Origin of the sequence: Mesorhizobium sp. WSM3864 (assembly GCF_002294955.1) — a bacterium.
GTDB lineage: Bacteria > Pseudomonadota > Alphaproteobacteria > Rhizobiales > Rhizobiaceae > Mesorhizobium.
The window spans coordinates 1-26,406 of sequence record NZ_NSGD01000018.1 but is presented as its reverse complement, the minus strand read 5'-3'; the positions used below and the strand labels follow the sequence as shown (position 1 = coordinate 26,406).

Annotated in this window: 30 protein-coding genes and 1 pseudogene; 12 read left to right on the top strand and 19 right to left on the bottom strand. The window is 63.3% G+C overall.

Going from position 1 to position 26,406, the window contains the following annotated elements; translation table 11 throughout:
- The 3 genes from cyoB to cyoD are packed head-to-tail and all read left to right on the top strand — an operon-like array spanning position 1 to position 3,112.
- Positions 1-2,004, top strand: coding sequence for a cytochrome o ubiquinol oxidase subunit I (gene cyoB / locus CK215_RS25400; RefSeq protein WP_170950379.1), 2,004 nt, complete (start codon positions 1-3; stop codon positions 2,002-2,004).
- Complete coding sequence (locus CK215_RS25395; RefSeq protein WP_067325148.1) at positions 2,001-2,705, top strand: cytochrome (ubi)quinol oxidase subunit III; 705 nt, start codon at positions 2,001-2,003, stop codon at positions 2,703-2,705. Before cyoB ends, CK215_RS25395 begins: the two co-directional genes overlap by 4 nt.
- Positions 2,702-3,112, top strand: a complete 411-nt coding sequence (gene cyoD, locus CK215_RS25390) for a cytochrome o ubiquinol oxidase subunit IV (protein WP_095832526.1) — start codon at positions 2,702-2,704, stop codon at positions 3,110-3,112. Before CK215_RS25395 ends, cyoD begins: the two co-directional genes overlap by 4 nt.
- A 136-nt stretch (positions 3,113-3,248) precedes the next feature.
- On the opposite strand, the gene CK215_RS25385 is transcribed toward cyoD, so the two are convergent.
- The gene (locus tag CK215_RS25385; RefSeq protein ID WP_095832549.1) at positions 3,249-4,406 is read right to left on the bottom strand and encodes a sulfite oxidase; all 1,158 of its coding nucleotides are present in this window, start codon (positions 4,404-4,406) and stop codon (positions 3,249-3,251) included.
- A gap of 500 nt (positions 4,407-4,906) precedes the next feature.
- Between CK215_RS25385 and CK215_RS25380 the strand changes: the two genes are divergently transcribed.
- A complete protein-coding gene (locus tag CK215_RS25380) occupies positions 4,907-5,965 on the top strand; it encodes an aminopeptidase (RefSeq protein ID WP_095832525.1) in 1,059 nt (352 codons plus the stop codon).
- A gap of 167 nt (positions 5,966-6,132) precedes the next feature.
- Here the strand turns inward: CK215_RS25380 and CK215_RS25375 are convergent, their stop codons facing one another.
- Together CK215_RS25375 and CK215_RS25370 are read right to left on the bottom strand one after the other, a co-directional pair.
- Positions 6,133-6,363: a hypothetical protein gene (locus CK215_RS25375; protein ID WP_067325155.1), complete on the bottom strand. Its 231-nt coding sequence runs from the start codon at positions 6,361-6,363 to the stop codon at positions 6,133-6,135.
- A gap of 222 nt (positions 6,364-6,585) precedes the next feature.
- A complete protein-coding gene (locus CK215_RS25370) occupies positions 6,586-7,812 on the bottom strand; it encodes an anion transporter (protein WP_095832524.1) in 1,227 nt (408 codons plus the stop codon).
- A 600-nt stretch (positions 7,813-8,412) separates the two neighbouring features.
- Here CK215_RS25370 and CK215_RS25365 point away from each other — a divergent pair.
- The 3 genes from CK215_RS25365 to CK215_RS25355 all read left to right on the top strand — a co-directional run bounded on the left by CK215_RS25365 (position 8,413) and on the right by CK215_RS25355 (position 10,355).
- Positions 8,413-8,703, top strand: coding sequence for a hypothetical protein (locus CK215_RS25365; protein ID WP_095802588.1), 291 nt, complete (start codon positions 8,413-8,415; stop codon positions 8,701-8,703).
- Between the two features lie 92 nt (positions 8,704-8,795).
- Positions 8,796-9,248 (top strand): GFA family protein, encoded by a 453-nt coding sequence (locus tag CK215_RS25360; RefSeq protein WP_095832523.1) that lies wholly within the window; start codon positions 8,796-8,798, stop codon positions 9,246-9,248.
- 561 nt (positions 9,249-9,809) lie between these two features.
- Positions 9,810-10,355, top strand: coding sequence for a hypothetical protein (locus CK215_RS25355; protein ID WP_141245529.1), 546 nt, complete (start codon positions 9,810-9,812; stop codon positions 10,353-10,355).
- 35 nt (positions 10,356-10,390) lie between these two features.
- Here CK215_RS25355 and CK215_RS25350 read toward each other — a convergent pair whose 3' ends face one another.
- The gene (locus tag CK215_RS25350) at positions 10,391-10,660 is read right to left on the bottom strand and encodes a hypothetical protein (RefSeq protein ID WP_095802591.1); all 270 of its coding nucleotides are present in this window, start codon (positions 10,658-10,660) and stop codon (positions 10,391-10,393) included.
- Positions 10,661-10,826: 166 nt separating this feature from the next.
- On the opposite strand from CK215_RS25350, the gene CK215_RS25345 reads away from it, so the two are divergent.
- The gene (locus CK215_RS25345; protein WP_095778310.1) at positions 10,827-11,021 is read left to right on the top strand and encodes a hypothetical protein; all 195 of its coding nucleotides are present in this window, start codon (positions 10,827-10,829) and stop codon (positions 11,019-11,021) included.
- A 124-nt stretch (positions 11,022-11,145) separates the two neighbouring features.
- Here the strand turns inward: CK215_RS25345 and msrA are convergent, their stop codons facing one another.
- The 10 genes from msrA to CK215_RS25295 form a co-directional block, all read right to left on the bottom strand.
- Entirely contained in the window at positions 11,146-11,664 is a 519-nt protein-coding gene (gene msrA, locus CK215_RS25340; protein ID WP_095778309.1) for a peptide-methionine (S)-S-oxide reductase MsrA, read from the bottom strand.
- A gap of 227 nt (positions 11,665-11,891) precedes the next feature.
- On the bottom strand, positions 11,892-12,128 hold the full coding sequence (locus CK215_RS25335; protein WP_095832520.1) for a hypothetical protein: 237 nt from the start codon (positions 12,126-12,128) through the stop codon (positions 11,892-11,894).
- Positions 12,129-12,274: 146 nt separating this feature from the next.
- Positions 12,275-12,598, bottom strand: a complete 324-nt coding sequence (locus CK215_RS25330) for a hypothetical protein (protein ID WP_095832519.1) — start codon at positions 12,596-12,598, stop codon at positions 12,275-12,277.
- Positions 12,598-12,792 (bottom strand): hypothetical protein, encoded by a 195-nt coding sequence (locus CK215_RS25325; protein WP_095778306.1) that lies wholly within the window; start codon positions 12,790-12,792, stop codon positions 12,598-12,600. The genes CK215_RS25330 and CK215_RS25325 overlap by 1 nt, the downstream gene beginning before the upstream one ends.
- Positions 12,777-13,136 carry a hypothetical protein gene (locus CK215_RS25320; protein ID WP_245418798.1) on the bottom strand — a complete coding sequence of 120 codons (360 nt, stop codon included), beginning with the start codon at positions 13,134-13,136 and terminating at the stop codon, positions 12,777-12,779. The genes CK215_RS25325 and CK215_RS25320 overlap by 16 nt, the downstream gene beginning before the upstream one ends.
- Entirely contained in the window at positions 13,137-13,736 is a 600-nt protein-coding gene (locus CK215_RS25315; RefSeq protein ID WP_095778295.1) for a hypothetical protein, read from the bottom strand.
- A gap of 211 nt (positions 13,737-13,947) precedes the next feature.
- Positions 13,948-14,682 (bottom strand): outer membrane protein, encoded by a 735-nt coding sequence (locus tag CK215_RS25310; protein ID WP_141245528.1) that lies wholly within the window; start codon positions 14,680-14,682, stop codon positions 13,948-13,950.
- Positions 14,683-14,844: 162 nt separating this feature from the next.
- Positions 14,845-15,834: a Coat protein gene (locus CK215_RS25305; RefSeq protein ID WP_095778293.1), complete on the bottom strand. Its 990-nt coding sequence runs from the start codon at positions 15,832-15,834 to the stop codon at positions 14,845-14,847.
- 34 nt (positions 15,835-15,868) lie between these two features.
- Positions 15,869-16,774, bottom strand: a complete 906-nt coding sequence (locus CK215_RS25300) for a hypothetical protein (RefSeq protein WP_095832518.1) — start codon at positions 16,772-16,774, stop codon at positions 15,869-15,871.
- A 230-nt stretch (positions 16,775-17,004) separates the two neighbouring features.
- Positions 17,005-17,577, bottom strand: a complete 573-nt coding sequence (locus CK215_RS25295) for a hypothetical protein (RefSeq protein WP_095778291.1) — start codon at positions 17,575-17,577, stop codon at positions 17,005-17,007.
- 150 nt (positions 17,578-17,727) lie between these two features.
- Here CK215_RS25295 and CK215_RS25290 point away from each other — a divergent pair.
- From CK215_RS25290 to CK215_RS25280, 3 genes and pseudogenes are all read left to right on the top strand, one after another.
- Positions 17,728-17,905, top strand: a pseudogene (locus CK215_RS25290) (type II toxin-antitoxin system HicA family toxin).
- 15 nt (positions 17,906-17,920) lie between these two features.
- Complete coding sequence (locus CK215_RS25285; RefSeq protein ID WP_095778290.1) at positions 17,921-18,322, top strand: type II toxin-antitoxin system HicB family antitoxin; 402 nt, start codon at positions 17,921-17,923, stop codon at positions 18,320-18,322.
- A gap of 203 nt (positions 18,323-18,525) precedes the next feature.
- Positions 18,526-18,843, top strand: coding sequence for a YMGG-like glycine zipper-containing protein (locus CK215_RS25280; RefSeq protein WP_066999331.1), 318 nt, complete (start codon positions 18,526-18,528; stop codon positions 18,841-18,843).
- Positions 18,844-18,973: 130 nt separating this feature from the next.
- Here CK215_RS25280 and CK215_RS25275 read toward each other — a convergent pair whose 3' ends face one another.
- The 5 genes from CK215_RS25275 to CK215_RS25255 all read right to left on the bottom strand — a co-directional run bounded on the left by CK215_RS25275 (position 18,974) and on the right by CK215_RS25255 (position 25,233).
- Positions 18,974-19,258 (bottom strand): hypothetical protein, encoded by a 285-nt coding sequence (locus tag CK215_RS25275; protein WP_095824476.1) that lies wholly within the window; start codon positions 19,256-19,258, stop codon positions 18,974-18,976.
- Positions 19,259-19,503: 245 nt separating this feature from the next.
- Entirely contained in the window at positions 19,504-20,112 is a 609-nt protein-coding gene (locus CK215_RS25270) for a T6SS immunity protein Tdi1 domain-containing protein (RefSeq protein WP_066999434.1), read from the bottom strand.
- Positions 20,075-22,762 carry a hypothetical protein gene (locus tag CK215_RS31650; RefSeq protein WP_210201690.1) on the bottom strand — a complete coding sequence of 896 codons (2,688 nt, stop codon included), beginning with the start codon at positions 22,760-22,762 and terminating at the stop codon, positions 20,075-20,077. Before CK215_RS31650 ends, CK215_RS25270 begins: the two co-directional genes overlap by 38 nt.
- 351 nt (positions 22,763-23,113) lie before the next feature.
- Complete coding sequence (locus CK215_RS25260; protein ID WP_095832517.1) at positions 23,114-23,437, bottom strand: hypothetical protein; 324 nt, start codon at positions 23,435-23,437, stop codon at positions 23,114-23,116.
- Complete coding sequence (locus CK215_RS25255; RefSeq protein ID WP_095832516.1) at positions 23,434-25,233, bottom strand: portal protein; 1,800 nt, start codon at positions 25,231-25,233, stop codon at positions 23,434-23,436. Before CK215_RS25255 ends, CK215_RS25260 begins: the two co-directional genes overlap by 4 nt.
- A gap of 293 nt (positions 25,234-25,526) precedes the next feature.
- On the opposite strand from CK215_RS25255, the gene CK215_RS25250 reads away from it, so the two are divergent.
- Entirely contained in the window at positions 25,527-26,135 is a 609-nt protein-coding gene (locus CK215_RS25250) for a methyltransferase domain-containing protein (protein WP_066999347.1), read from the top strand.
- Positions 26,136-26,406 lie beyond the last annotated feature (271 nt).

The following is a 26,406-nucleotide window of genomic DNA, read 5'->3' as shown; positions in this document are numbered from 1 at the left end:
ATGCTCGGCAAGCTCGACTGGTCTGCCATCCCCTTCGATCAGCCCATCCCGCTGGGCGCCGCGCTTGTCGTCTTCCTGGCGGCCGCCGCGGTGCTGATCTGGGTCACGGTGAAAGGATACTGGCCCTATCTCTGGGACGAATGGATAACCTCGGTCGACCACAAGCGCATCGGCGTCATGTATATCGTTCTGGCGGCGCTGATGCTGCTGCGCGGCTTTGTCGATGCCGTGATGATGCGCACGCAGCAGGTGCTCGCCATCCACGGGCCGGGCTACCTGCCGCCCGAGCATTACGACCAGGTCTTTTCGGCCCACGGCACGATCATGATCTTCTTCGCCGCGATGCCCTTCGTCATCGGGCTGATGAACTTCGTCGTGCCGCTGCAGCTCGGCATCCGCGACGTCGCCTTCCCGACGCTGAATTCGGTGAGCTTCTGGCTGACGGCGACCGGCGCGCTCCTGGTCAACATCTCGCTCGTCGTCGGCGAGTTCGCGCGCACCGGCTGGCTGCCCTATGCGCCGCTGTCGGAGACGACCTACTCGCCGGGCGTCGGCGTCGACTATTATCTCTGGTCGATCCAGATCTCCGGCGTCGGCACGCTGCTCACCGGCGTCAACCTGGCGACCACCATCCTCAAGATGCGCGCGCCGGGCATGGGCTATCTGCGCATGCCGATGTTCTGCTGGACATCGCTCGCCTCCAACCTGCTGATCGTCGCGGCCTTCCCGATCCTCACCGCCACGCTCGCCATGCTGACGCTCGACCGCTACCTCGGCTTCCATTTCTTCACCAACGAAGCCGGCGGCAACCAGATGATGTTCATGAACCTGATCTGGGCGTGGGGCCATCCGGAGGTCTACATCCTGGTGCTGCCCGCCTTCGGCATCTATTCCGAGATCTTCTCGACCTTTTCATCGAAGCCGCTGTTCGGCTACCGGTCGATGGTCGCCGCGACGCTGTTCATCTGCATCGTCTCCTTCATGGTCTGGCTGCACCACTTCTTCACCATGGGCGCCGGGGCCGACGTCAATGCCGCCTTCGGCATCGCCACCTCGGTCATCGCGGTCGGCACCGGGGTCAAGATCTACAACTGGCTCTTCACGATGTATGGCGGGCGCGTGCGCTTCGACACGCCGATGCTGTGGGCGCTGGGCTTCGTCACCACCTTCATCATCGGCGGCATGACCGGCGTGCTGCTCGCCGTTCCGCCGGCCGACTTCATGCTGCACAATTCGCTCTTCCTGGTGGCGCATTTCCACAATGTGATCATTTCGGGCGTGTTGTTCGCCGCCTTCGCCGGCTTCACCTACTGGTTCCCGAAAGCCTTCGGCTTCCGGCTGCATGAGGGCTGGGGCAAGGCCGCGTTCTGGTTCACCCTTGCCGGCTACGTGCTGGTCTTCGTGCCGCTCTATATCGTCGGCCTGCTCGGCATGACCCGCCGTCTCCAGCATATCGACATGGACCTGTGGACGCCGTGGCTGGTCGTGGCGGCCTTCGGCATAGCGGTGATGATCGTCGGCGCCGCCTGCCAGGTCGCGCAGCTCGTCGTCTCGATCAGGCATCGCGACGAATTGCGCGACGAGACGGGCGACCCCTGGGACGGCCGCTCGCTGGAATGGTCGACATCCTCCCCGCCGCCCTTCTTCAACTACGCGCGGCTGCCGCATGTCGAGAACGAGGAACCCTACTGGACCATCAAGCAGCGGGCGATGGAGGAGCAAAGGCCCGGCGAGGACGAAAGCTATGAGCCGATCGAAATGCCGCGCAACAGCCCGACCGGCTTCGTCACCGCCTTCTTCAGCACGCTGATCGGCTTCGCCCTGATCTGGCACATCTGGTGGCTGGCGATCGTCGGCTTCATCGGCGCCTATATCACTTTCGTCGTCTTCGCCTGGCGAGAGCACGGCGACTACGAAGTCTCCGCGGAGGAAGTCGAGCGCATAGACCGCGACGGCAGGGCCGCACAGCTTGCCTGGCTGCGCAGACGGGAGCGCGTGGCATGAGCGACATAGCGGCCGGCAGCGCGGCGCGCGATCCCTACCGGGTTGGACGGTCCGGCGGGCATGGCCATTGGGGACACGGTCATGGGGGACACGGCCACGGCCTGCTCTCGGCGACCGGCCACGGCCAGGGCGGCCCGGCCTCGAAGTTCGTCACGGTGGCCTACGGCTTCTGGATCTTCCTCCTGTCCGACATCATCATGTTCTCGGCTTTCTTCGCCGCGTATGCGGTCCTGTCGACGGCGACCGCCGGCGGGCCATCCGGTAAGGAGCTGTTCGAGCTGCCGCGCGTTGCGGCGCAAACGGGGCTTCTGCTCACATCGAGCTTCACAGGGGGGCTGGCGACGCTCGCGACGCAGCGCCGGTCGATGGCCGCCACCCAGTTCTGGCTTCTGGTCACCGGCCTGCTCGGCGCTGCCTTCCTGTTCCTGGAGGTGCAGGAATTCGCGGTGATGGCGAGCGAGCAGGCAGGCCCTTCGCGCAGCGCCTTCCTGTCAGCCTTCTTCGCCCTTGTCGGCTGCCACGGTACCCATGTCGGGCTCGGCCTGCTCTGGCTCGGGACCATGATGGCGCAGCTCTGGGTGAAGGGCTTCCGGCCGGAAATACTGCGCCGGCTCCACTGCTTCGGCCTGTTCTGGCACGCGCTCGACATTATCTGGGTCGCCATCTTCACCCTGGTCTATCTCTTGGGAGCGTCGCCATGAGCGACATCGACAGCCGGACCGACGAGGAACTCGACCGCCGCGATTCGGCGCCGGGCGAGGAGCGCATCAGCGAGCACGAGTTGGCGGGAGGGCTGTCCGGCTACCTGCTAGGCTTCGGCCTGGCGATCCTGCTGACCATCGCCTCTTTCCTCGCCGCGCAGACCGGCATGATCTACCAGCCGGCGGTGATCTCGGCCCTGGTGGTGCTGGCGATCGCGCAGATGGGCGTGCATCTGGTCTTCTTCCTGCACCTGACCACCGGGCCCGACAACACCAACAACGTGCTGGCGCTCGCCTTCGGCGTGCTGATCGTCGCGCTGGTCGTGATCGGCTCGGTCTGGATCATGGCCCATCTCAACCTGAACATGCCTCCGATGAGCGCCCATCAGGCCAGGATGATGCCATAAGGCGGCTCAACCCGCCGGCAGAGGCGTTCTCCCGCGTGGGTCGCCACCGTCACAGCCGGCCCGATCGACGTCATGACCCCATGCCAAAAGCATGGGGTCACATCGATGTGAGAGGGTTTTATTGACTTCCCGCTGGTCAGTGAATGCCGATGCGTCGCGTCACCTGACCGTTGCTTTCCCAGTAGGTATGCTTCTTGGCAATGATGGGATCGTCCATTGCGGGTTGGACCTGCCCTCCGGTACTAACGGCGCGCGAGGTGACTGTGTGCTCTCCAGCGGAGGGCTTGGGCCAGTCGACGGACCATATCTTCCAAGCGAAGTCCGCCTTTTCGGTTTCGTCGATGGTCGCCGGCATCCATGGGCCGTCATCGATCTTCACATCGACCCGCTCGATCGGCGCTCCCCAGGCCGCCCCGACGATCCGGTAATCATTGCCGATATGAGTGACCCGGGCCGGCGCAGACTTCAGGCGCGCCCTCCCGACAGAGGTTTCCATCCATACCGTCTCTCCGTTGTGCTCCTCCTCGCGCAGCGTGACATAATCGCGTCCCATGAACTGGTTCACGAAGCGTTGGTCCCTCACTTCGATACGCTTGAGCCATTTCACGTTCGCGATCCCGTACCAGCCCGGCGCAATCAGCCGCAGCGGGAACCCGTTATCGGCAGGCAAGGCAGTGCCGTTCATCTCGTAGCAAAGGATGTTTTTGGGGTCCAAGGCGTCGGCGAGCGACATGCTGCGCGCAAAGTTCTGCGTAAACTTGACGTCGTCGGCTCGCTTGATTTCACCTTTATCGGTGCCCCAGAAGACAATCTCGATGCCACTGTCGAGGACGCCGACCTCCATAAGGATCGGGGCGAGCGGCGTGCCCGCCCAGCGAGCATTGCCAATCCCGCCATTGAAGAACGGCAGGCCAGTATTGCCCGAACATTCGACCGTGAACGTGACTTCCTGGCGCGTTCGAGCCTTGATGTCGGCGAGCGTCAGGGCAGTCGGCTTTTTGACGGACCCGCCAATTTCGAGCTTCCACGTGCTTTCGTCGATGACCGGCCGGTCGAAATGCGCGATTGAGAAGAACTTGTCGTTGGGCGTCACCCAGGAATCGAGATCCTCCCACACCAACTGATTTTTGATGACTTGCGGAACCGGGTTTGGCGGCAGCTGATCGAGCCATTTGATGACTTCCTCGCCGGCCCGGGTTGGAAAAGCATAGGCAATCCGCGATTGAAAGGACGCCAGCGCCACGAGGGTTGCCCCTCCTCGAACCATGAATTCACGTCTGGGAAGGTAATGCATGATCACTTCTCCTCCAGTGAAAAGCTCAGTTCTCCTTCAGTGAGTAAATGCGAATAGCGACCGCGATCGCGCAAAGCAGAAGCCGGACGCGGCGGGCAATGATGAGAGCGCGTGGAACACCCCCCGAGTTGGAAGTGCGCCCTAGTTGAAGCGACGTCTCCCGCTCTCAATGCGCCGGCGTGTCAGGTCCGAGCCGGCCGTCTGCAACTATACGCCCTATCTGTCGTCGTGGCGAGGCCAGGGGCTGGCATCTTCGCATCAGGACTCGATACCTGCATCGTGCTCCAAGCTTGAATGCCGCCGACGATTGATGCCTTGCATCTCGTGAGCGGCATGGACCTGGTCAGCACCGATGTCAGCTCTGAGGCGTTGCCGATCCTGCCGAAGTCCGACCCGTGACGTCCCACCAGGTCTTGACGAAGATCGGCGGGCCTGTTTGAGACTCGGGGTCAAATGGGGACACTTACTCCACGGGGAGACGAACAGGCGGTGGGCAGGCTGTGAGGCGCGTTTTTCGATTGCTTGCCGCGGCGATCCTGGCGGCCGGCGTGGCCGGGTGCACCAGCATTTCCTATTACGCGCAGTCGCTGGAGGGCCATGTTGAGATCATGGCGGCGCGCAAGAATGTCGGCAAGCTGATCCGCGACCCCGCAACGCCGGAGGCATTGCGCGTCAAGCTGACGTCGGCGACCGCCATACGCCGCTTTGCCACGGATGAACTGGCGCTGCCCGAAAACAGCAGTTACAGCAGCTATGTCGACATCGGCCGGGACGCTGTGACCTTGGCGGTTTTTGCCGCGCCGCAATTCTCGCTCACGCCCGTAACATGGTGCTTTCCGGTCTTCGGCTGCGTTCCGTACCGGGGTTACTTTTCCCGGAAATCGGCGGCTGAGAGCGCTGCCGAACTGCAGCGGCAGGGGCTGGACGTTTACGTCTCGGGCGTCACCGCATATTCCACGCTCGGATGGTTCAGCGATCCGCTGCTCAGCACCATGCTGCGTCAGGACGACACCTATCTCGCAAGCTTGATCTTCCATGAGCTGGCGCATCAGAGAATCTATGTGAACGGCGACTCCGCGTTCAACGAGGCTTTCGCGGTTTCGGTCGAAACCACCGGCGTCAGGAAATGGCTCCGCGCCACCGGCAATCGCGCGGGATTGCGCCGCTACGAAGCCAATCGCAAGCGCAGCGCCGATTTTCTCGGACTGATAGCGAAAACCCGGGACGAGTTGCGGCAAGTCTATGGAAGTCCGCGTAGCCCGCAGCAGATGGCCGCTGCCAAAGCAGCCGCGATCGACAGGCTGCGGATGCGCTACCGGCGCATGCGCGATACGCGCTGGGCCGGATACCGGGGCTATGACGCCTGGTTCGATAGCCCGATCAACAACGCAAAGCTCGCCGCGACTGCCGTCTATGGCGAACAGGTTCCGGCGTTTCTTCGCCTGTTCGACTTGTGCTCCGGCGACTATCCAAGGTTCTACGCCGCCGTTCGAAGGATCGGGAATTTGCCCAGACTTTCGCGCGCCCAGGCGCTGAAGAGCGTGGCGGCGTGCGATTGACCTGAACAGGCAAAGGGCCGGCCGCGCGTACCGACATGAGCGAAGCCAACTCGGGCAGCCAATCACATCGGCCGATTGCCCTTAGGCAGCCGCGCGGTGCCGCCACGCCCCAAAAAAGCCCCTTGCGGAGCCTCGTCGCAATAGCGGCGCCCGGTCGGCGCGCGGCCCTAGCTCGAAAACGTCACGGTCACGCCGCGCTGGCGGAAATAGGCCTGCATCAGCTTGCGGCCCGCGCGGTTGTTGTGCGCCAGCTTGGCCGGCTCGAACACCGCCTGTTTCAGCCCTTCCCGCGCCATCGCCGCCTTGAGCGTCGCGATATGCGCATCGATGTCGGCGTTGTCCGCGCGGATCGAGGCATAGATGCTTTCGGTCGCTTCGGCCACGGTCGGTTCGCTCACTTGTGTCGTCCTTCGATTGATTGCGCGGCGGCTTAACCGGGCCTGAAAACAAAAACAAGGCTCCATGGGCCTTGTCGCACTCACCTCTCAGCAGAACCCTGCCCTATTCTCCCCGCCAGCTGCTTGGCGTTTTCCGGCGTGATCGCCGTGGTGTCCACCGTCACAGCCGGCTCGACGGACGTCGCGCAGTTGAGCAATATCATCTTGGGCATGTTCCAACGGCTACGAAGTGAGCGCCAGCCACGCCGTGCCGAAGACCAGCGTCAACAGCGTCAGCGGCAAACCGACCTTGAAGAAAGCTGCGAAAGACAGCTCCTTGCCCGCCGCCCTCGCCTGCTCAGCGACGATGAGGTTGGCGACGGAGCCGAGCAGCGTGAAATTGCCGGCGAGCGTCGAGCTCATCGCCACGACCAGCCACGCGCGATGGGGGTTTTCGAGGCCTGGGATGAAGGGCCTCAGCGCCAGCACCGCCGGCACGTTGCTCATGACGTTGGAAAGCACCGCGGTGAAGCCGGAGAGCCGCCACACATCGTCGAGGCCCATATTCTTCGCCCAGGCGATCATGTCGGGGGTGAGCAGCGTGCGCTCGGCGCCCGCCACGACCACGAACAGTCCGGCGAACATGAAGAGCAGGGGGCCGTCGATCTCGCGGTAGATGCGGTGCGGCTTGATCGCGCGGGTGACGAGCAGGAAAGCGCCGGCAATGAGCGCCGCCTTGGCGACGGGCACGCCGGCGAAGAAGGCGATCGCCAGCACCACGCAGACGATGGTCGCCTTCAGCACCTGTCCCGGCAGCATGCGGCCGCGATAGACCTCGGGGCTGAGCTCGGCGGGACGAGAGAATTCGCCGCGGTAGACGATGCGGACAATGACGATGACGGCGACAAGGCCGAACAGCGCCACCGGCGCGAGCGCCGCCGTGAAGGCCGGATAGGAAATGCCCGAGAGCGCGCCGATCACCATGTTCTGCGGGTTGCCGGTGATGGTGGCGACGCTGCCGCAGTTGGAGGCCGTGCAGGTGGCGATCAGGTAGGGAACCGGGTTGCGCCGGATGACGCGGGTGACGTGGACGACGATCGGCGCCATCACCAGGCAGATCGCGTCATTGACCAGAAAGGCCGAAAGCACACCGGTCAGAAGCGTCACCATGACGAGCAGCATGAAGGGCGCGTGCGCATGCTCAATGGCGAAGCCGCCGAGCGCCCGGAACGCGCCCGACACTTTCAGATGCGCGACCACGATCATCATGCCGAGCAGAAGCGTGATCGTGTCGAAATTGATGGCGCGGTAGGCATCCTCCATGCCGATCGCGCCGATGGCGATCATGGCGGCGCCACCGAGCAGCGCGATGCCGGCGCGATCCAGCCTGAAGCCCGGAATACGGCCGACGGCAACGCCGGCATAGGTGGCTACCAGGATGAAAAGCGCTCCCGCGCCGGTCCATGTCATTGCCGGAGGATCCCGTTGCCTGCCCTCGCCCGGCGGAATCTGCTCGGGCGCTCTTTGCCGGACGAGCTTTAGCAATGGCAGCGCAAAGGGAAAGCGTCGAGGGATGAAACTTTCGTCATCCGTCCGGGGCTTTTATATCTCGAATAGCTAATGTAATGTCTTGCGAAAAACAGGACCGACAATCCAGTCGTTGGGGACTAAATGGATGAACGCGGTCGTTGAAGCGGAGCATCGCGTCTCGCCAAACGAGAATCTGATGCCCTCGGCTGAATGCCGGCGCTGCCATGGCGCCAGGAAAATTTTCATTTGCGACCGCTGGGTCGCCTCCAACGGCCATTGCTGCCCGGAAGGAACGCACCGGCTGAGCTGTCCGGGACACAGTGTGGTCTGCCTTGAATGCGGCGGATCCGGAGGCCAGAATGCCTGACCGGGTTCTTACCGACGTCGCGCTGACCGTCGCTTCGCCGTCCGTCCGACCGCGACAAGGTCGGTTGCGCAGACATCGTCATCGGCGGCGTCTTGCTGTTCAAAAGCCTTGCGGTGTTCTGGCGGCGAGCCATATTCGTACCGCAAAAGCGATCACTGAAAGCTGGCGCCTCGATGAAAAGCCTGACGAACGCCCTTGTTGCCGGCACGATATTATGGACCGTGGGCGCCGCCGATGCGCGGCCCGACACACGCGCCATGACCTGTGGCGAGACGCAGGCGCTGATCCAGCGCCGGCATGCCGCGGTGCTGACCACCGGGCCCAACACTTATGATCGTTTCGTGCGCCAATTCGGCAATGAGTGCGACTGGCCGGAAGTCCCGATGTCGGTCGCGGTTCCGACTCGTGACGGTCCATGCCGCGTCTACCGCTGCGAGGAACCGGTCTTCGACTTCCCCGGTTGAGCGACGTTGCGACCCCGCTGTGGAACAGTTGAGGCAGCATGCGAATTGTAGCGGATGGTGACACCAATGTCCCGGCTGCAGGAGGAACGGCCATGTTCAACGATGTCATGCGTAGCGGCAGCTGCCTGTGCGGCGGTGTCCAGTTCCGGGTAACCGGCGAGCCGCTGAGGGTGGGACTTTGCCATTGCAAGGACTGCCGCAAGACCAGCGGATCGGCGTATCAGGCTTTTGCCATATGGCCGCGCCAGGCATTCGAAAGCGCGGGTATCACCAGCACCTATGGCGGGCGAAGCTTCTGTCCAACCTGCGGCAGCCGCTTGCCGTCGGTCCGCGAGGACGAGGCCGAGGTGATGATCGGCAGCCTGGATGTCGTACCGACCGAAGGGCTTGAGCCCAGCTACGAATTGTGGATCGGTCGGCGCGAGCAGTGGTTGCATCCTCTGCCCGAGGCGAGCCAATTCGAGCGTGACAGGACCGTCGCTGAGTCGGCGGCCGATGATGCCGAGCCGGAGACCGTGCGCGAGCCGTATCGCAAATCAGCCTAAATGCTGAATGGCAGTAAGCCTTAAGTCGCAGAGCAAGGACGCATCGGTCCACCGAGCTGGTGCCTATGCCCCTGAACGACCGGACGCTGAGCGCGAGGGCCTTGTCTTTTTCTGGAAGTCGGGCATTTTCAACCAACGGTCGGTTTGCCGGCGCGGCAGCGGCCGCTAGCATCCCCGGCGCGGCGAAACCGTTTGGAGGCCGCTTCGGCCGGCGCGGCTCAGGCAACACCAGCATTGCCGCGCCGGCCTTACAAGATGGATAGTATGTCCAGCCAGGCGTTGCGTCCGGGCGAACACAGCTTTTGATGTTGTCTTAGATTTGAAAGCTTCGTTCGCGCGTGAAGCACCGGCTTCATTTGCGACACGGAAATGAAAATTGTTTCGGCCAGAGAAAATTTTTCACCATCCGTATTTCCTGGATGATGCCAACTATGCGGCGTAGCTATGCAAGCAAGCGGCAGGCCCAATCATTTTCCTGCCTTGTACAAAAACTCACCTTTGTTTCTTTTTGATTTTAAGACATAGTACTGGCGAATCCTGAAACCGAACGGGGCGGTTTTCATGACACTGGCGCCTCAACGCAGCCGCAACCTGCATATGCGGTATCCACCGATCGACGGGTTTTGGACCTGGGACATCAAGCGCGACCGCGTCTATGGGGACGCGAATCTGTCCGCTTATTTCGACCTGACGCTCGAGGAGTTCTCGCACGGCGCGCCGCTGGAGCGGTGCATGCAAAGCATAGAGCGGGACGATCGGCCGCGGGTTCGGCTGGCGATCCGCAAGGCGATCGAGCGCAGGTCAGGTTTCCGCGAGGTCTACAAGGTCCGCTCGGAAAAGATGGGGCTGCGCAAAATCCTTGCCGTCGGCCAGTGCTATGTCGATGACATGGGCGAGGCAGCGCTTTATCCCGGCTGGTTCATCGACCTGACGCAGGATGCCGCGGGCGAGGATCACTCGCTGCGCGAAATCCACGACCATGTCGAGCAGGCCAGGGAAATCGCGCAGTCGATCGAGGACGACATGCTTTCCTACCTGCTGGACAACATCGAGGAAGAGATCCTGCAAAGACTTGGCGAGAGATCGAGGAGGCGCAAATCGTCCTGAGGCGATCTTTGTCAGTTTCTCGGCCGGGTTCCGGGCTAGCTTCTGGGCGGAAGCCTGCCGCGCCTGCCGATCTCGGCCGTCACCAAGCGCGCGAAATGCGAGTGGGGCGAGCGGCGCTCGATAAGCTTGGCTCGCTCGAGCGCGGCGTCGCCGTAGAATTCGATCAGCACGTTGGCGGCCTTGGCGGCATCGGCCTGCAGCCTGCCGAGATCGGCCTGTCCGCTCCCGCTCGCGGGCTCGCTCCTGGCAATCACGTCAAGCATGGCTTGCAGCTTGTCGGGAGTGCTGCCCTCGTCTTCATGCATATTCGCCATCCGATTTGGGGCGTAAAATATCGACATTTTCGCGCGATGTGCAACAGCTTCATTGATCGAGCGCAGGTGCAACCGGGCGCCGCCTGGCCGCGAGCGAGCCGACAACCTTCGTACAAGTATAGTCAGCCAAACTTCCACGCAGACATTGGGGGCACCGATGGACCAGCCGAGCAAAATGGAAAACCTGCAGTTTGCGCAGGGCATCTTGCGCGAGCTTCGCCAGAAGGCTGAGGCCGATGGCGAAAAGCTTCTGACCTACCTCATCGACATGGCGTACCTTGAAGCCAGCGACCGCATCCGAGCCCACTGGATCGGCAGCCACGAAAACGAGAACCGCCGGGCCAAGGGCTAAGGGCTACTGTTCCAGCCGGAGCATGCCGGCAAAGTGCGAGCTTGCGCCCAGAACGCAAAAAAGCCCACCATGCCTTTCGGCACGGCGGGCGTGATCCTGAATGAAGGGCTGCGCAGTCCTAATTTTATGATGCGGCGGCCTTTTCGCGGACGGGCAGCTTCCAGCCCGGCCGAACGAAATGGCAGGTATAGCCGTTGGGGTAGCGCTCCAGATAATCCTGATGTTCGGGCTCGGCCTCCCAGAAGGCACCGGCCGGAGCGAGCTCGGTGACGACCTTGCCTGGCCAGAGACCCGAGGCGTCGACATCGGCGATGGTGTCTTCCGCCACCCGCTTCTGTTCGTCGCTGGTATAGAAGATCGCCGAGCGGTAGCTCATGCCGACATCGTTGCCCTGACGGTTCCTGGTCGTCGGGTCATGGATCTGGAAGAAGAACTCGAGCAGCGTGCGGAAACTGGTCTTGGTCGGATCGAAGACGATCTCGATCGCCTCGGCATGGGTGCCGTGATTGCGGTAGGTTGCGTTCGGCACGTCGCCGCCGCTGTAGCCGACACGGGTGGAGATCACGCCGGGCAAGCGGCGGATCAGATCCTGCATGCCCCAGAAGCAGCCGCCGGCAAGGACCGCGCGTTCGGAAGAAGCCATGTCAAACCTCCTTTGGATTTCTCCATAAGTGGGGATTGTGGCCTGCTTCTTCCAGCGGCTCAAGCGGCAGGAAAAGGGCGCCTGGAAAAGGGCGCCTGAAAAAGGCGACGGGGAAGGCGCCTGGAAAAGGGCGACTGGCAGGGTAACTAACCCAACCACGGTGCCCCAGTCTGCGCCGATTGCTCGCCGGTCGGCCAACCGGCGAGCCTCGGTGCTGAGCGCGAGCTTCACTTAGGCCCTTTATCGCCTCTGCCGTTGTCGCCTCCGCCATTGTTGCCCCGGTCATGGCCATGGCTTTCACCACCGAGGCAATTCGCGTCGCCGACCCCGCAGCAGCGGCCGGCCCACAGCTTGTTGGTCGGCGTGTTGTCGCATTCGTAGATCTGCTGGCCGGCCATCGCGGATCCACCCAGGGTGGATACGGCCAGGGCGGCGAGAAGTGCATTGCGAAGGATTGCAATCATCGAAAATCTCCATGGATACACGGGTGTTCATTTGCACCGATGCGTCGCATGGCCACGCGAATTGGTTCATCGCGATTGGCAGAATTCTTGCCGGCCGATGTCGCCAATGCTCGGTACCGATCGGCACGGCTCCCATTCCGCGCCGCTCATTCTTCTGGTGCGGGCCTGAAGCGCCGCACCGGCACCTCGAAAACGATGTCCGAAATCCACATGGCCGAGACACCGATCAGGAAGGCGGCGGCTAGAGTGGTGGTGTCGTCGGCGGCGTCGGGCATCGGCAGGCCGCTGGCCTCGACCCAAGCGACCGTGGGGAGCGTCAGATAGGCGGCGGCCAAGGCGCCGCAGATCGGCGAGGCGATCATCTCGCGCAACTTGTAGCGATGGCGCGACAGTGCCCTGAGCACCCCGCCGGCGAGCCCGGCGGCCACCACTTGGCCCTTGACGCCGAGCAGATCGAAGATGTCGTGCATCAGGGCCTCCAGCCACAGAGTTTTTCGCCCTTGCGGTTGTGGGCGAGAAGCGTCCGCGCCTCCTCGTCCGACAGCGTCTCGACGGCCTTGCCGGAAAGACGCAGCGGTGAGGCAACCGCGCAGAAGCCGCCCTTGGCCGTGGTGCAGCCGCAGAGCGCTGCGACGACGGCGGCGGCGATCAGTCCCTTGCCCATGACTTCAGCTCCTTCTTGACCGCACCGGCGGGCAGCGCGCCGATCTCGTTGTCGACCTGGACGGTGATATCGCGGGCGCGGATATAGAGATCGCCGAATTCCAGGCAGTAGGCCTGATCGGAGGAAAAGATGAATGGAATGCCGCGCGTCTTCTTGGCCGAGTTCTTCACCTCGGCGACGAAATAGGTGCCGCCGCGGGCGCGGATGCCGCCATGCGGCAAGGTGACGAAATTCTCGCATTTGGCGAGCGCCGCCCGGTAGAGGTCAAGCGAAGCGCGGGAATGGAGCCTGGGCGAGATCTCGCCGCGGGTGAAGACGTCTTGGACCGGATAGAGCGCTGTCATTTAACGAAAGCTCCTCAAATCGCCGCGCTGGGTTGCCCAGCCGCCGGTGTAGAGCCGGCCGCCGCGCTGGATGGCGTTGGCCGAAAAGGCGGCGTCGAGGGCGCGATCATAGGCGGCGCGGGCAATGTCGATCATGCCCGCCTTATGGGTCAGCGGATGCGCGACCTTGATGGCCAAAGCCGCCACCAGCACTTCGGTGAACAGCGCGTCCCAGTCGTTCGGATCGGTGAGGTTGGCGATGTAGCGGATCGTCAGCGGTCCCGGCTGATCGGAATAAACCAGCCCCGCCTCCTGGCGCCAGGAAATCGGCACGCCGACCGGCTCGCCGGTGTCGGTCAGCGGCAGCGGGCGGATGCAGTCGGCCGGCAACTCGTAGGCATAGTTCAGCGTGCAGTCGCCGCTTCCTGAATCCGAGCCCGGCACCAAGGCCGAAAGGATGGCGAACACCCAGGCATGTTTCGCCAGCTCGCCCTCGCGGGTGAGGTCGAAATGCAGGTTGAGCAGGCGGGCCGCCTTGACGTCCTGGTCAAGGCTGTCGATCGGCGCCTCGTCAAGGACTGCCAAAGCCATGTTGGCGATGTCGAGCGGGGTGATGGCCATGGGTCAGCGCCTCGTCCGGCTTGGTCGAGCAAAAGTCATGGGGAACTCCGGGCATGAAAAAAGCCGCTACTGGCGGCTTGGATTGCGTGCGGAATGTCAGCGTGTCGGCGCTTTACGGCGTCCTGCCCGGGCGGAGCCAGGAACGCTGACGCCTCAGGCGCCAGCGAATTCCCCTATGTTTGCGGCAGCTCGGCCGAAGCCAGTCAGGACCCTAGAAATGATAGTTGATACCGATGCGGACGGTGTCGAAGTCGATGCGGTCAGTCGACGGATCCGGCGGATTGCTGGTCGAGAAGGACGGCCGGCCAAGGTCGACATGCAAATATTCGGCCTTGAACGAAACCTGCTGATTCATCGCCCATTCTACGCCGGCGCCAGCGGTCCAGCCCCAACGTGTGTCGCTGAAATCGCAAGTCGGACTAGCACCGCATGCGCCGAGATCGGCCGATCCCTTCACGTGACCGACTGCAAGGCCACCGGTGGCGTAGGGAAGAAAATTCTCGAAGGCATAGCCTACGCGAGCGCGGCCGGTGCCGAACCAGTCGACCTTGGCCGTGCACCCTTGGCCTGGGACGCCGCACGGGGGCACGAAGGGAATCTCTAGTACGCTGCTGTTCATATCGGCGTAGCTGATATCGGCTTCCGCACCGAAAACAAACTGACCCTGCTGCCAGTTGTAGCCGGCAGTCAACCCGCCAACAAAGCCGTTGGAATCGAAGTCGACCGAGCTACCAGAGTAATGATAGCTGTCGGACTTCCAGCCGTAGCCGGCGACGCCGCCGAGATAGGCACCCGACCAGTTGATGCTTTCCGCCGGAGCGCCCGCCACCGCATCGGCGGCCATTGCGGACCCGGTCAACAAAGCCAGCAAACCGGCAAACAAGAAGGAAAGTGAGCGCATCGAAACCCCAAAGTGAAACCCGACTCCCAACCTATCAGCGGCCACCGAGCGTTGATGTGTTTTTTGCGCAACACAACCGAATTTTTGCAGTCAGAGGTTGCTGTCGGCACATCGGTAATCGTTCGAGAACGATCGTTGCTGTGAGCGCTGACCAAGCGGAGCCAGCTTGGCGGAGCATTGCCTCCCCGCCAAGCGGTCGAAAGGTCGTTACGCCTCCGTCGTCTTCAGCGCGATGAAGCTCATGTTCTTCACGCTGGAGGCGGTGCGGTCCCAGTTCGCGGCCAGCGCCAGCTCGGCGTCGGTGGCGAACTCGCCGGCGGTCGAGGCGTCGAGAAAGCGCGTGCCCGGGACATGCGCCACGAAATGCCGGCGACCCACCATTTCAGTGACGCCGCCGCCATGGCCCTGGCGCGGCTTGCGGTCGAACTCTAGCGGACCGCCTTCAGAGTTCACCGGCAGCTCGTTCCACAGGATCGCCTTGTCCTTGAACATGAACGCCGTGTAGACGCCGGCCGCGACCGGGATGTCGTCGTCGACCACGCAGCGCAGGCCCATGTAATAGGGGATCAGCGGCCCGCCCTGCTCCGAGGACGGCACATAGTCGATGAGGTCGGCGAGCTTGAGGGCCTTCATCTGCTTGGAATGCATCCAGATGGTGCGGAACTTATCGGCGCGGTCGCCCATGAGGTACGCCGCCTCGATGATGTCGGTGTCGACGATCGAGGCGCCGGTGGTGCGCACCAAGTCGCCGCCGTCATTGGCGACGTTGTCGGCGAGCACGCCCTTCAGGATGCCGAGCAGGGTCAGCTTGTTGGCGCGCTGCCAGTATTCGGTCTGGCGGCGCACGATCAGCTTCTGCGGGTCGTCGCCGGCAAGGATCGCGGTCAGGTCCGGAACGCCCCAGGCCTGGGCTCGCACGTTGCGGGCGGCGACCTCGCGGCGCGAGCCGATCTTCTTCATCTCGATCGAGTCGGCCGGATCGTCATTGACCGGCTCCGACGGATCGTTGCCGAGATCCTTCCAGCCGGGCATGTCGACGGAGCGGCCGCCCATCGAGAGTTTCGAGGAAATGGCCGGGTCGGAGAACAGGATCCCGGCCTGGTAGATTTCGAGCGACTGGACGTGCTCCTCGAACGAGTATTGGGCATAGACGGACGGAACGATCGCGTCCGCGATGCGGGTATAGGCGTCTGCCATTCTTTCTTTCCTTCTGGTTTGATGAGGTGCGGTTTCAGAGAGGGTTGTTGGGCATCCAGAGGTCGGGATTCTCACCGGCCTCGCGGGCCAGCCGCCGGGCGCGTTGAGGGTCGCTTTTGACAAGGGCGGAGATGGCCGAAATGTTGCGCTCGCCGGCGGCGTTGCGCCGGAAGGGGTTCTGGCCCCTGGGCGCTCCGTCGGCGTCGATCGTGTCTTCGCGGAACATCGCTTCGCCGATGGCGTGGAAGGCCCGGGCGATCTGCGGATCGGTCAGCGCGCCGTCCGGCAGAAAGATGCCCTTCTGCTTGTAGGCGTTGACCAGGCCGAGCTTCTTCATCGCCCGGTTCGCGACCTCCAGCTTCTGGCGAAAGCCGTCGCTGTCGGTCGGCCCCCAGTCGCGCACCAGCTCGTCGTGGGTGTCTTCGACCGAGCGGGAAAGTGCCGCCTGCTGGGCAGCAGCCTGCTCGGCCATGTAGCCGACGAAGCGGTCGTGATAGGCCTGCGCGGTTCTGGGGCTTGCACCCGCTTCGACCGCCCAGGCCTTCGAGGCATTGGCGAGTTCGTCCGAATAGGCGAAGTTTTCCGGCAGGTTGTCGGGCCGCCGGTATTCGACCTTCTCGGCCGAGGTCAGTGGACGCATCGCCTCCGGGAGTCTCGAATGGAACCTGTCCCATTCCTCCTTCGGTGCGTCCTTGCCGGGAACGCGCAGGCTTTCGCCCTGCTGCCGCTCCAGCTCCGCATAGGATGTGAAAACCCGATCGAGGCTTTCAGCCTTGGTCCAGCCCTTGGCTTCAGCGAGCTTGCGGTTGCCTTCGGAAAGACCGTCAAACCAACTTTTGCCGGCCGTCGGGGCGGACCCGTTGTCCCCGGAAGCCGGAGGCGTCGCCAGGTTGCCCGCCGGCCGCGAAGCCACGGACCCGGCCTCTGCCAGATCTGTCATGAGTTAAATTCCTTTGTTCAGAGTTCCAGAAGGAGCGCCGGCGCTGAAGCTGCCAATCTTCCCACAGGTGGGGGAGATGGCCGGCAGGCCAGAGGGGGGCGCGAAGGAACGCGACGTCGCGTTTGTTTGCATGAGTTCAGATACGGTCAACGGCAAGGTCGGCGGGACAGCGCCCCTCTCTGCCTACCGGGCATCTCCCCCACGAGGGGGGAGATCAGCAGTTCGTGCGCCTACGCGTTATCCCCCCAGTTCTCCCACAGCAGTGTGATCGTCCCCGTCACCGCGAGGGTGCCATCGGCGTCGATATCGGTGCCCGTGGCAAACGCCAGGTTGAGATATAGGTCGACCGGCGTCGTTGTGCCGTCGAGCGTCGCGGCGGCGGCGATGTCGGCGGTGGAGGCCGTGGAGACCGCGGTGCCCACGCCGTCCAGCGTGCGGGCGGTGGATGCCAGCACATTGACCATGGTGCCGGAAAGCGTGGCGCTGGACGCGGCCGCTGAGCCCAGCGACCAGGTCAAAGCCGCATTGTCGTTGATGGTCGAGGCGCGGGCAGTGAGCACCGCAAACTGCAGCCTCGCCGTGCCGCCCTTTATGCGCACCTTGCCGTCGGCGAAGTCGAAGATCTTCTGGCTCGCATAGGCCAGCGCATCGGCGACCGGCACCTGCATGCCGGCGAAGCTGAAGACGGTGCGGTAAGCTCCGCCCTGCCCGCTGGTCGCGGCCTTCAGGCCGACCTTCGGCGGGGCAAGGCCGGCCTCGCGGGCGGCGGCGCGCGCAAGGGTCCGGGGTAGTCCTCGGGTCATCTCATGTCTCCATTCTTGGGGGTGAGGCGTGGTCCGCGCAGCGGACGGAAAGCCAATTGCTTGGCTTTCCGAACACGAAGGGCGAGCGCCGATTGGGCATCCTGCGCAGACTCTGGACGCACTCTTGAATTGTGTGTATCAATACACAACATGAAGAGTGCCGACGTTATCGCTAGATTACAGGCTGACGGCTGGTTCGAGGTGGCTCGCAAGGGGCAGTCACGCCCAGCTCAAGCACCGCACCAAACCGGGCCGCGTGACGGTGCCGCACCCCAAGCGCGACATTCCGATCGGCACATTGAAATCCATCGAGAAACAGTCTGGCTGAAGCTGAGGTAGAAATATGCGACACTATATCGGCCTGATCCACAAGGACGCCGACAGCGATTTCGGCGTCTCGTTCCCTGATTTCCCCGGCGTGATCACGGCTGGAACAAGCCTCGACGAGGCCCGCATGCTGGCCGAGGAGGCGCTTGCCTTCCATGTCGATGGCCTTGTCGAGGATGGCCAGGCCATTCCCGAGCCGTCATCCCTCGAGGACGTGATGATCGATAAGAACAATCGCACGGGTGTTGCCATCCTAGTCACGCTCAAGACCGAGGAGGCTAGGGTGGTGCGTGTCAATGTTACAATTCCCGAGGATGTGCTCAGCGAAATCGACCGCTATGCCGAGCGCCACGGCTACAGCCGCTCCGGGTTTTTGACCGTCGCGGCCAAGCAGGCGATGCGGAACGAAGCCGCGTAGCAGCCTCGCAATCTGATTCAGAGAGCGTCGCTATCTTACTGTTTGCCATTAACATTTCCGGTTTGGAAACCATGAACTTCAACAGCCGGGAAACCCTGACTCACTTCGTGAGCGGGTGCCGCCGCCGTTCCGCCGCAATGCGACCGCAGTTCAGCTTCGTTCGCCCCTGTCGTCAGTCCCGGGGCTTCAGAGGAGTTCTAGAGATGATCATCAAGAAGGCTATTCTGGCGGTGCTCATGACCGCGGCGCTTGCCGGATGCGAGACGCAGACCGAGGGTCAGCAGCGGGCCACCACCGGCGCGTTGATCGGCGGCGCCGGCGGCGCGCTGGTCGGCCAGGCGATCGGCGGCAACACCAAGAGCACCGTCATCGGTGCGGCGAGCGGCGCGCTGCTCGGCGCCGTCGTCGGCTCGGCCACGACGCCGCAGCGCCGCGGCGAGCAGCTCTGCCGCTACCAGGATCGCTACGGCCGCATCTACACCGCGCCCTGCGACGACCGGTACTACAACGGCGATTATTGATCGTTTCGGTCTTCCCTTCTCCCCGTTTCACGGGGAGAAGGTGCCCCGAAGAGGCGGGGCAGCGCCGGCGCCTGAGATGCTGGCGCTATCGAGCGCTGAAACGGCGAAGCGAAGGCGAATCTAAGGGCCATCAGCTCGCAGGCTGGCTTTGCCGGCGGCGGCCGCGAACAAAATCCACAATCAGCCAGATCAACTGAGCAACCATATAGACGGAGCTGTGGGACCAATCCGGCGCCCCGTTATGCGAGTAGCCGTAAGCAGAGGCGACAAGGGCGAGCGCGCCGCAAATGATATGCACCAGCAACAGGCGCAGCACGCCACCGTTCCAACTCTTTGTAACCCATAGCAATAATCGGCTCAGCAAAAACGTCGGAACGAGCGCCCCGAGCAGCATCGCGGCAGACCCTGCACCCATATAATCCCCCTTTGTCTAAGTGCGGATAGCTTCGAAAGTTTCTAAGAGGCCAGCGAATACCTTTCTTCTGCCTATTCAGATTTTACGCCCTTTAGCAACTCTCGCTTGCATTCAGTCACCGTACCTGCATTTTTAGTTGTACGCAACCTCACGGTTTGTGGGTGAACATGATTATGTGTATCTATCACGGTCTGCTTGTGGGTTGCGCTTGGTGCCTCGTGCATGCCACCCCCCGGGGTTCAAGCCTACACGCGCACTGGTGTTCCGGGCGGCAGTCCCTTCACCTTGGCGATGATTTGGCCCATGATGTGCCAATAGACATCCAAGTCCGACAACTCGAAATTGTCGATCGTGTCCTCACCTCCCAGAAACAGCGGTTTCTTGTAACCTACGCATTGTTGGTAATTCGGTTCGGCCCCACCGCTCTCACGCCATGCTGCGTATCCGTCGGGGACCAAGGCGGCACCGTCCTCCTCCACGAGCTCGACGTCGTGGAAAGTCTTGATATTGGACGGTATCTGCAAAGCTTCCGCCGTATGCGGTTCGAACATCAAAACGCCTGGCTCGCCCTGCTCAAGCCTTCCGGTGTCGACCGCAAAGGCCGAGCCTTGCCAGTCATAGCCAAAGCAAGTTATCCGACCGGAGAATTCGGGGAAGCCCAACAATACTCTTGCGTTCCATCGCGCGACGTCCTGCGCCCGCATTATTCGATACAAGCCATGACGGAACGTCGCGCCGCCGAAGGTCGCGAGCAACTCATTCAGCCCGGCCACCTTTGTGTCCAGCGAAGAATTACCAGAATCCGCCGGGACCCTGCTATCTACCTCGAAGTTTTTTTGGAATATCTCGAACATCACGATCTCCAATAGTTACCTTGTTGATTTTAGTTCCCTTTGGCAGATTCTTAATCAAGTTATTGATTTGAGACCCGAGACTTGTGTTAACGCTGGCGTCAAGCAGAGCCATATTGTCGATTGTATCTGAACCTCCAAGCTGCAAATCGACTCGGTGGTCCACATGGCTGCCGGCAAGAACCTGGTTGCCAGCGGCTATAAACCTCCTACGCGCCGATCCAAACAGCCGCACAGCACGGCTAACCACAGTGTCGGCTTCGGTCAATATCTTAACTTTGAGATCCGCCGCAGCCCGTTGCGCGGCATCCCATTCAGGCATGTAGTAGAGATGGAGATCGTGGCCGGCAGTAGATCCATCGACGCCGGCGATAGTACCTCCGGCCTCGACCTCTGGAGGCGCTGTGATGCTCTCGGAAGGTGAAGGAGCCGGAGCCTCCAGCGCTGCATTGGACGGGACCTCGGTTTGGCCACCAGTGAGCCTTGCCACGACCCGGCTGCCGACAGCACTAATCCCCTCGGCGAGCGCATTTCCACCGGCACCCAAAATCGCGCCGGAGCCCATTTCCCGCACGATGTCCCGCCCGTTGAGCGCGGCGTCGATGCCACTGAGCATGGCGCCGTCGGCGGCTGCGGTCGCGCTTCGCGCGAACAGGCCCGGCACGCCCTTGAGAGCCTCAGCTCCGAATCTTCCGGTGAAGGTAAGGCCGACGCTCTGAAGACCATGGCCGGTGACGAAAGCGCCGAGCAGGTTTGCGCCTATGGCAGCCGATCCGGCACGGTCCTCGGCGTCTTCGGTTTCGGCTTGCTTGGCCGCCAGCAGCTCGTCGTAGCTCTTGTCGGAGAAAAGCCAGTTCATCCCGGCAGCGAACTTGTCGGCCTGTTCGAAAGTTGCGCCGTTGGCCATCAGCCTGACGACGTCGTTCGTGGCGGCGAACGGCTTTTGCCACCATGGGCCGGCGTCGAACCGCGCGCGTGCCGGATGCGCAGCCATGTTGATCAGATCGGACTGGAGGTTCTTTGCCTGGGCTTCCAGTTCCGCCGGCGTGATCTTCGGATCATCCGCCGCGTTCTGGCGGAGGCGAGCCAGAGCGGATTGGAAAACCTGTCCGGCCAATGCGACGCGCGCCTCGGGGTCGCGCACCGCCTTCAGAATGTCGCTCAGTTCGATGTTGCGCTGCTGCAGCGGCACGCTGTCATCGACATATCTGGCGCCAAGGCTGTCCGAGAATTCCTGCGGAACGGCCAATACTGTGCTGAAACCCAGATGCTGCTGGGCAGCCCTGGCCCAGTTGACGGCCGCCTGAAATTCCTCAGGCGTCTTGACCTTGCTCCAGTCCGGAGCGTCGCCGCGAAACAATTGGCTGACGTAAGCGACAGGATCGGCTTCGCGGGCGGCCATGATCAGCTGGGCGGCGCCGGCCTTTATCTCGTAGCGTTTGCGCTGTTCCGGCGAACCGCTCGGTCCAGGTTCGGAATCGCGAAGCTCTGCATGGATCGCCTGGTTCGGCGCCGCATGCATGTCGGAGTAGGCTTTGGCGACACCGGTTTTGATCCGAAATTGTTCGAAATGTTGTGGCCCCAGGTCGGCGCCGTAGACCTTGACGAAGTCCTGCTCGGTCGGCTCTTCCTCGGGGTATCTGCCGGTGATGGCGATGACCGCCGGGGCGTTCTGCTCGGCAAACATGACCCTCGCATTCGCACTGACCATCTGAGCCGCGGTGGCGTTGTTCGCCTGAGCCTTCAGCGCGCCGATGTCGCCCGGCTTCAGGTAGGTGACGGCGTCGAGAGGAATGGTTGCTGGGTCATTCCGCGACGGCCGTTCGCCGAACGCCTGTGCGACCATTTCATCCGGCGTTTTTTGGCTGTTTGCTTCCGTTGTTTCGTTCCGAGCACCGCCAGCAAGCTGCAAACGCACCGTCTCGCCCATCCCGTCACTCGCCACCTTCCCCGCGCTGAGCATCTCGGCGGCGCGGCGCGGGTCTTGCGCGATCAGGGCCTGCATCCGCGCCTTCGCGGTGCTGGCCCGCCAGTCGGCTTCGGCCTGCAGCCTGATCTGCGGGTCGAGGTCCATCTTGGCGATGAGATCGAGACCGACTTGGCGGGAGACTTCGAAGGCGGCGGTGTCGTTCGGATCGCTCCGCGCGATATTGCTGAGCTCGGCGGTGTGAACCTCCGACACCTGGTCCTGCTCATATTGCTTGCGGCGCTGAATCTGCTGGAGTGCCAAGCGTATCGAGCCTGCCTCGCGTAACGCTTCCTTGCGGCCTGCGAGGCCGGCACGCAGTTCGCTCGGCGCCTGCTTCAGAAAATTGCCGAACAGCGTGTCGAACAGGCCGGTCTTCACCACCTGGCCGGTGTACGCATTAACCTGGCCGTACATGGCTTCGTGCAGGCCGGCGCCGTCGGCGGGCGCATTGACCACGGCATCGGCTTCGGCCTTGGCGATCTCGCCGTTCAGCCGGCGGGCGGCGATCTCGGTGTCGAAGGCCTGCTGCTGCGCCTTGCGCTGCTCGTAGCGCTCGGCGGCAGCCTGCCAGCGGTCGCCAAGCTGCTGGACCGCCTCGCCTACCGGCGAGGAGTCGGGGTACTGCACGGCGCTGCCGGTATCGAGCCGGCGCAGGGCGACGGAGAGAGGAATGACGTGGACCATTGGCTGTTTCCTGCCCAGGCAGTTTTGAGACGCGTGCAGTGACGGACCGCCGGGGATGGCGGCCGGTTGGCGGTGCGGGTGGTGAGTTTCGGGTGGAGCCGGATGGCGGAGGGATCGCGACGTGGTTCGTGCGACCGGGCTGGCGTTGACGCGACCGCGGCGTGGCAGATCACGGCAGGCAGGCGCGAGGCACCCCCCTCGGTCCTGCCGGACATCTCCCCCCTCAAGGGGCCTCAAGGAGGGAGATTGGCTGCATGCATGCTTTCGCCAATCACCAACGCTGCAGAATTGGCGGTGGGAGCGAAGCTGCTGATCTCCCCCACTTGGGCGGAGATTGGCAGTTCTAGCGCCTCATCTCTCCTCGGCCCGCGCCGCCTTTTCGAGTGCGGCGAGCTCGCCATCTTCCAGCATCAGAAAACCCATGATGTGCTGCACCACTTCGGCGCGCGCGTTGCTCAGCGCACTGTGCAGTTCGAAGCCCTCGGGCGTCTTGGTGCGCGCCAGCCAGTCGCCGTAGGACGGGCGGCGATAATGGCCGGTGGTGGCGGTGAGGTCGGCGAGCACCATCTCGCCGTCCTCGCCGGAAAAGGCGCGGCGATAGGCTTTGGTCAGCGCCGCGCGCGCGGCCAAGGGGCCGCCGGCGTCGGATGGGCGGGCAAAGCGTTTGCGGCTCATGCGCCACCATTGGCGGCGCCGGCAGGCATCGCGCCTTGAGCAGCGGCAGGAGCACCAGCCGCGCCACCGGCAGCCGCGCCGCCTTGGCCGCCCTGCATCATCGCCTGCAGGCTGTCGAGCAGGCCGCTGTCGCGCGCTTGCACTGCCGCCGGAACGGCGTCCTTCGCCACCTTGCCGGCGGTGGCGATCGCGGCCATGCCGGCCTGCGCTTGTTGCGCTTGCGCCCTGGCTCCACGCAGGCCCTCGACCTCGTCCTTGCGTCGAAAAATGCGCTGCGGGCTGCGGCCGGCGCTCTGCACGACGCGGAGCGCCTCGTCGCCGTCGATATTGTCCATGATGCCGGGATCGAACTGCGCCATCTGCATGGCGGTCGTCACCACCTGGATGGTGTCGCGGGCTTCGGCCGAGCGGCGCAGCACGTCGAGCGGGCCGGTGAAGGTCGGCCGCACCGTCTTGCCGGCAAGACTCTCCGGCGGCGCGAAGCGGCTGTCCTCGTCATAGAGGCCCTTGTCTTCCAGGATCGAAAGCTCGCGGTCGAGATTTGCGGCAAAGCCGGCCTGGATGATCGAACCCGACGGCCCGAGCAGCGCGCCCTTCTCCTCCTGGCGGATCAGCGCCTCGGTGGCGGTCATCTGCGGGTTCTGCACCAGCGTCTGGAAAAGATTGACGAACATCATGTCGCGAATCTCCTCCGCGCGGCTCGCCGCATAGTCGAAGGCATAGCTGGGGTTCTGGCCGGTCGCGATCGGCTGGATCAGCGCCCGGCCATTGTCGTCGATCAGGCCCGGATAATTTTCGCCGGGATTGAGCACCGGCACATAGTCGAGCCTGGCCTTGGACGCCGTCGGCGGATCGGTGATCTGCTGCAGGGCGCGAAGCCCGGAGCGACGCACCGCGTTTTCCTCGCGCACCGTGGTCAGCGCCTCGATGGAAGGCGAGATGCCGTAGGCGTCGCCCTCGTAGCGGCGCCAGTTGAAGATCGAGACCGGGAAAGTGCGGAAGCCCGACTCGCGCACGATCTCCTCCTCGTCCTCGATGACGTGGTAGGAGGCAAACGCCGCGTCGAGATATTGGTAGGAGCCGCCGGAGCGATACATGCGCCGCTCGTCGCGCGGCTGGACGCACTGGATCAGCGAGACCTTTCCCTCGCATTTGGCGGGGTCGTCGACCAACGCCTTGATGCGCGCCGGCAATTTCTCGTAGCCGAGCAGCTGCGCCGCCTGGCGCGCCGTGCGCTCGTAGCGGCGATGAAATGTGTCGACCTGGCCCCAGCGGTTGCGGCTGAGATAACCCTCGACCACGGGAATGGAAGCATAGCGGATCAGCGTGCCCCCAAAACCTTCCTCGGCATAGAGATAGGCCGGGCCGTAGCGCACGACATTCCTGAGGCAGGCCTGCGTCGCCGGCACGAAGTTGGAGTTGGCCGAATAGCGCAGCGCGAACAGGAAATCGCGCAAGGCTTCCGCCCACTCCTTCTCCTCGTCCGTCTCCTCATCGTCCATCTCGGCGGTGGTCAGTCCGTGCCACTTCTCCGACTGCGGGATGATTAGGCTTTCCAGCCCGGCGGCGAGCCGGTTGGCGGCGGAGTTGATGGTGTTGGCGTAGACGCGAGAGCCGCGCCGCTCCTGCCGTTCGGCCTGGCTTTCGCCGCGGCTGGTGCGGCGGCCGGTCCATATGTCGGGCGCATCGGGATCGCAGAACTCCGCCACTGCTTCCCAGACGGGCTCATAGGCGGCGCGTTCGGTCTCGAGTTCGGCCTGTCGCGACAGGATATCGCGGGCGCGGGAATCGGTCATGGGGATCTCGCTTGTTTGGCGGAGCGGCCGGAGCTGCCAATCTCCCCCCTCGTGGGGGAGATGTCCGGCAGGACAGAGGGGGGCGCCGTAGAGCGCCGCTTCTCGATGAAGTCAGCCAGAACACCTGGCCGGGAAACTGGTAAGCGAAACGATGGAGAAGCCGGCGGGACAGCGCCCCCCTCTGCCCTGCCGGGCATCTCCCCCACACGGGGGGAGATAACCTCTTCATGTCATCTTTTGCGCACTTCTGGTTGCTACACACCCGAATGCGGCGGGCACGAGGGAGGTCGAGAATGAGCCTTGCCGGCGCGCTGAAAACCCGAAGCAAACAAGCAGTGAAGCGGCTGATCGGTTACGACAGCCGCAACTGGCTGCGCATCCGCCAGATCGAGGCCTTCACGACCTTCCTCGAGGCGGCCAACCGCAAGTCGCGCGACGTGATCGAGATCTCGCCGGGCTGGAACCGCTACTGGCGGGCGATGTGCCCGGACTACCGGTCACTCGATTTCCCCGACTTCGACATCTGCAAGGATCGCACGGACGAGCAATACTCCATCGTCATTGCCGACCAAGTGCTGGAGCATGTGCAGCGCCCGCTGGCGGCGGCCGCCAACATCCACGCCATGGTGAGGCCCGGCGGCTGGGCGATGGTGGCCACGCCCTTCCTGTTTCGCGTGCATGCCCGCCCGCACGACTACAGTCGCTGGACGCCCGCGGGGCTCAAGCAGCTGATGGTCGAAGGCGGCTTCGCCGAAGACGACGTGCAGGCCTTCGGCTGGGGCAACAAGGCCTGCGCCAGGGCCCATATTGGCGGCCCGGTTCGGGCGTACGGGCTCTGGCGGGACCTGAGCAACGACGAGGAGTATCCGGTGATGGTCTGGGCGTTCGCGAAGAAGGGGTAATCGGGTGACGCCCTACGAAATCCACTCTGTGGCATTTTCCAAGCACTTGCTCGGGGACAAGCCCGCTCGCAAATACAGGAAAATGCTTTCTCCCCCACAAGCGGGAAGATAGCGCGCCGCATCAGCGCTCCCGTAGATCTTAAGCGTTGGCAACTAGCGTCGAGGACAGCGCGGCGCCTTTTCTCCCCCTTGTGGGCAGGGGAATCGCATATGGTTTTTTGGGACTTGAAGTTGGCCTGAGAAGGGATTCTTTGGACAGGCAGTCTAACGA

Bases quoted from the DNA above. Each gene is read 5' to 3' on its own strand.
- CK215_RS25315 (WP_095778295.1), bottom strand. From the start codon at position 13,736: ATGGCCATCACCCCGCTCGACATCGCCAACATGGCTTTGGCAGTCCTT.
- CK215_RS25325 (WP_095778306.1), bottom strand. From the start codon at position 12,792: ATGGGCAAGGGACTGATCGCCGCCGCCGTCGTCGCAGCGCTCTGCGGC.
- CK215_RS25335 (WP_095832520.1), bottom strand. From the start codon at position 12,128: ATGATTGCAATCCTTCGCAATGCACTTCTCGCCGCCCTGGCCGTATCC.
- CK215_RS25295 (WP_095778291.1), bottom strand. From the start codon at position 17,577: ATGACCCGAGGACTACCCCGGACCCTTGCGCGCGCCGCCGCCCGCGAG.
- CK215_RS25300 (WP_095832518.1), bottom strand. From the start codon at position 16,774: ATGACAGATCTGGCAGAGGCCGGGTCCGTGGCTTCGCGGCCGGCGGGC.
- CK215_RS25305 (WP_095778293.1), bottom strand. From the start codon at position 15,834: ATGGCAGACGCCTATACCCGCATCGCGGACGCGATCGTTCCGTCCGTC.
- CK215_RS25370 (WP_095832524.1), bottom strand. From the start codon at position 7,812: ATGACATGGACCGGCGCGGGAGCGCTTTTCATCCTGGTAGCCACCTAT.
- cyoB (WP_170950379.1), top strand. From the start codon at position 1: ATGCTCGGCAAGCTCGACTGGTCTGCCATCCCCTTCGATCAGCCCATC.
- CK215_RS25280 (WP_066999331.1), top strand. From the start codon at position 18,526: ATGATCATCAAGAAGGCTATTCTGGCGGTGCTCATGACCGCGGCGCTT.
- CK215_RS25285 (WP_095778290.1), top strand. From the start codon at position 17,921: ATGCGACACTATATCGGCCTGATCCACAAGGACGCCGACAGCGATTTC.
- CK215_RS25365 (WP_095802588.1), top strand. From the start codon at position 8,413: ATGAAAAGCCTGACGAACGCCCTTGTTGCCGGCACGATATTATGGACC.
- CK215_RS31650 (WP_210201690.1), bottom strand. From the start codon at position 22,762: ATGGTCCACGTCATTCCTCTCTCCGTCGCCCTGCGCCGGCTCGATACC.
- msrA (WP_095778309.1), bottom strand. From the start codon at position 11,664: ATGGCTTCTTCCGAACGCGCGGTCCTTGCCGGCGGCTGCTTCTGGGGC.
- CK215_RS25255 (WP_095832516.1), bottom strand. From the start codon at position 25,233: ATGACCGATTCCCGCGCCCGCGATATCCTGTCGCGACAGGCCGAACTC.
- CK215_RS25355 (WP_141245529.1), top strand. From the start codon at position 9,810: ATGACACTGGCGCCTCAACGCAGCCGCAACCTGCATATGCGGTATCCA.
- CK215_RS25385 (WP_095832549.1), bottom strand. From the start codon at position 4,406: ATGCATTACCTTCCCAGACGTGAATTCATGGTTCGAGGAGGGGCAACC.
- CK215_RS25250 (WP_066999347.1), top strand. From the start codon at position 25,527: ATGAGCCTTGCCGGCGCGCTGAAAACCCGAAGCAAACAAGCAGTGAAG.
- CK215_RS25320 (WP_245418798.1), bottom strand. From the start codon at position 13,136: ATGACAGCGCTCTATCCGGTCCAAGACGTCTTCACCCGCGGCGAGATC.
- CK215_RS25360 (WP_095832523.1), top strand. From the start codon at position 8,796: ATGTTCAACGATGTCATGCGTAGCGGCAGCTGCCTGTGCGGCGGTGTC.
- CK215_RS25270 (WP_066999434.1), bottom strand. From the start codon at position 20,112: ATGTTCGAGATATTCCAAAAAAACTTCGAGGTAGATAGCAGGGTCCCG.
- CK215_RS25275 (WP_095824476.1), bottom strand. From the start codon at position 19,258: ATGGGTGCAGGGTCTGCCGCGATGCTGCTCGGGGCGCTCGTTCCGACG.
- CK215_RS25330 (WP_095832519.1), bottom strand. From the start codon at position 12,598: ATGCACGACATCTTCGATCTGCTCGGCGTCAAGGGCCAAGTGGTGGCC.
- CK215_RS25260 (WP_095832517.1), bottom strand. From the start codon at position 23,437: ATGAGCCGCAAACGCTTTGCCCGCCCATCCGACGCCGGCGGCCCCTTG.
- CK215_RS25395 (WP_067325148.1), top strand. From the start codon at position 2,001: ATGAGCGACATAGCGGCCGGCAGCGCGGCGCGCGATCCCTACCGGGTT.
- cyoD (WP_095832526.1), top strand. From the start codon at position 2,702: ATGAGCGACATCGACAGCCGGACCGACGAGGAACTCGACCGCCGCGAT.
- CK215_RS25350 (WP_095802591.1), bottom strand. From the start codon at position 10,660: ATGCATGAAGACGAGGGCAGCACTCCCGACAAGCTGCAAGCCATGCTT.
- CK215_RS25345 (WP_095778310.1), top strand. From the start codon at position 10,827: ATGGACCAGCCGAGCAAAATGGAAAACCTGCAGTTTGCGCAGGGCATC.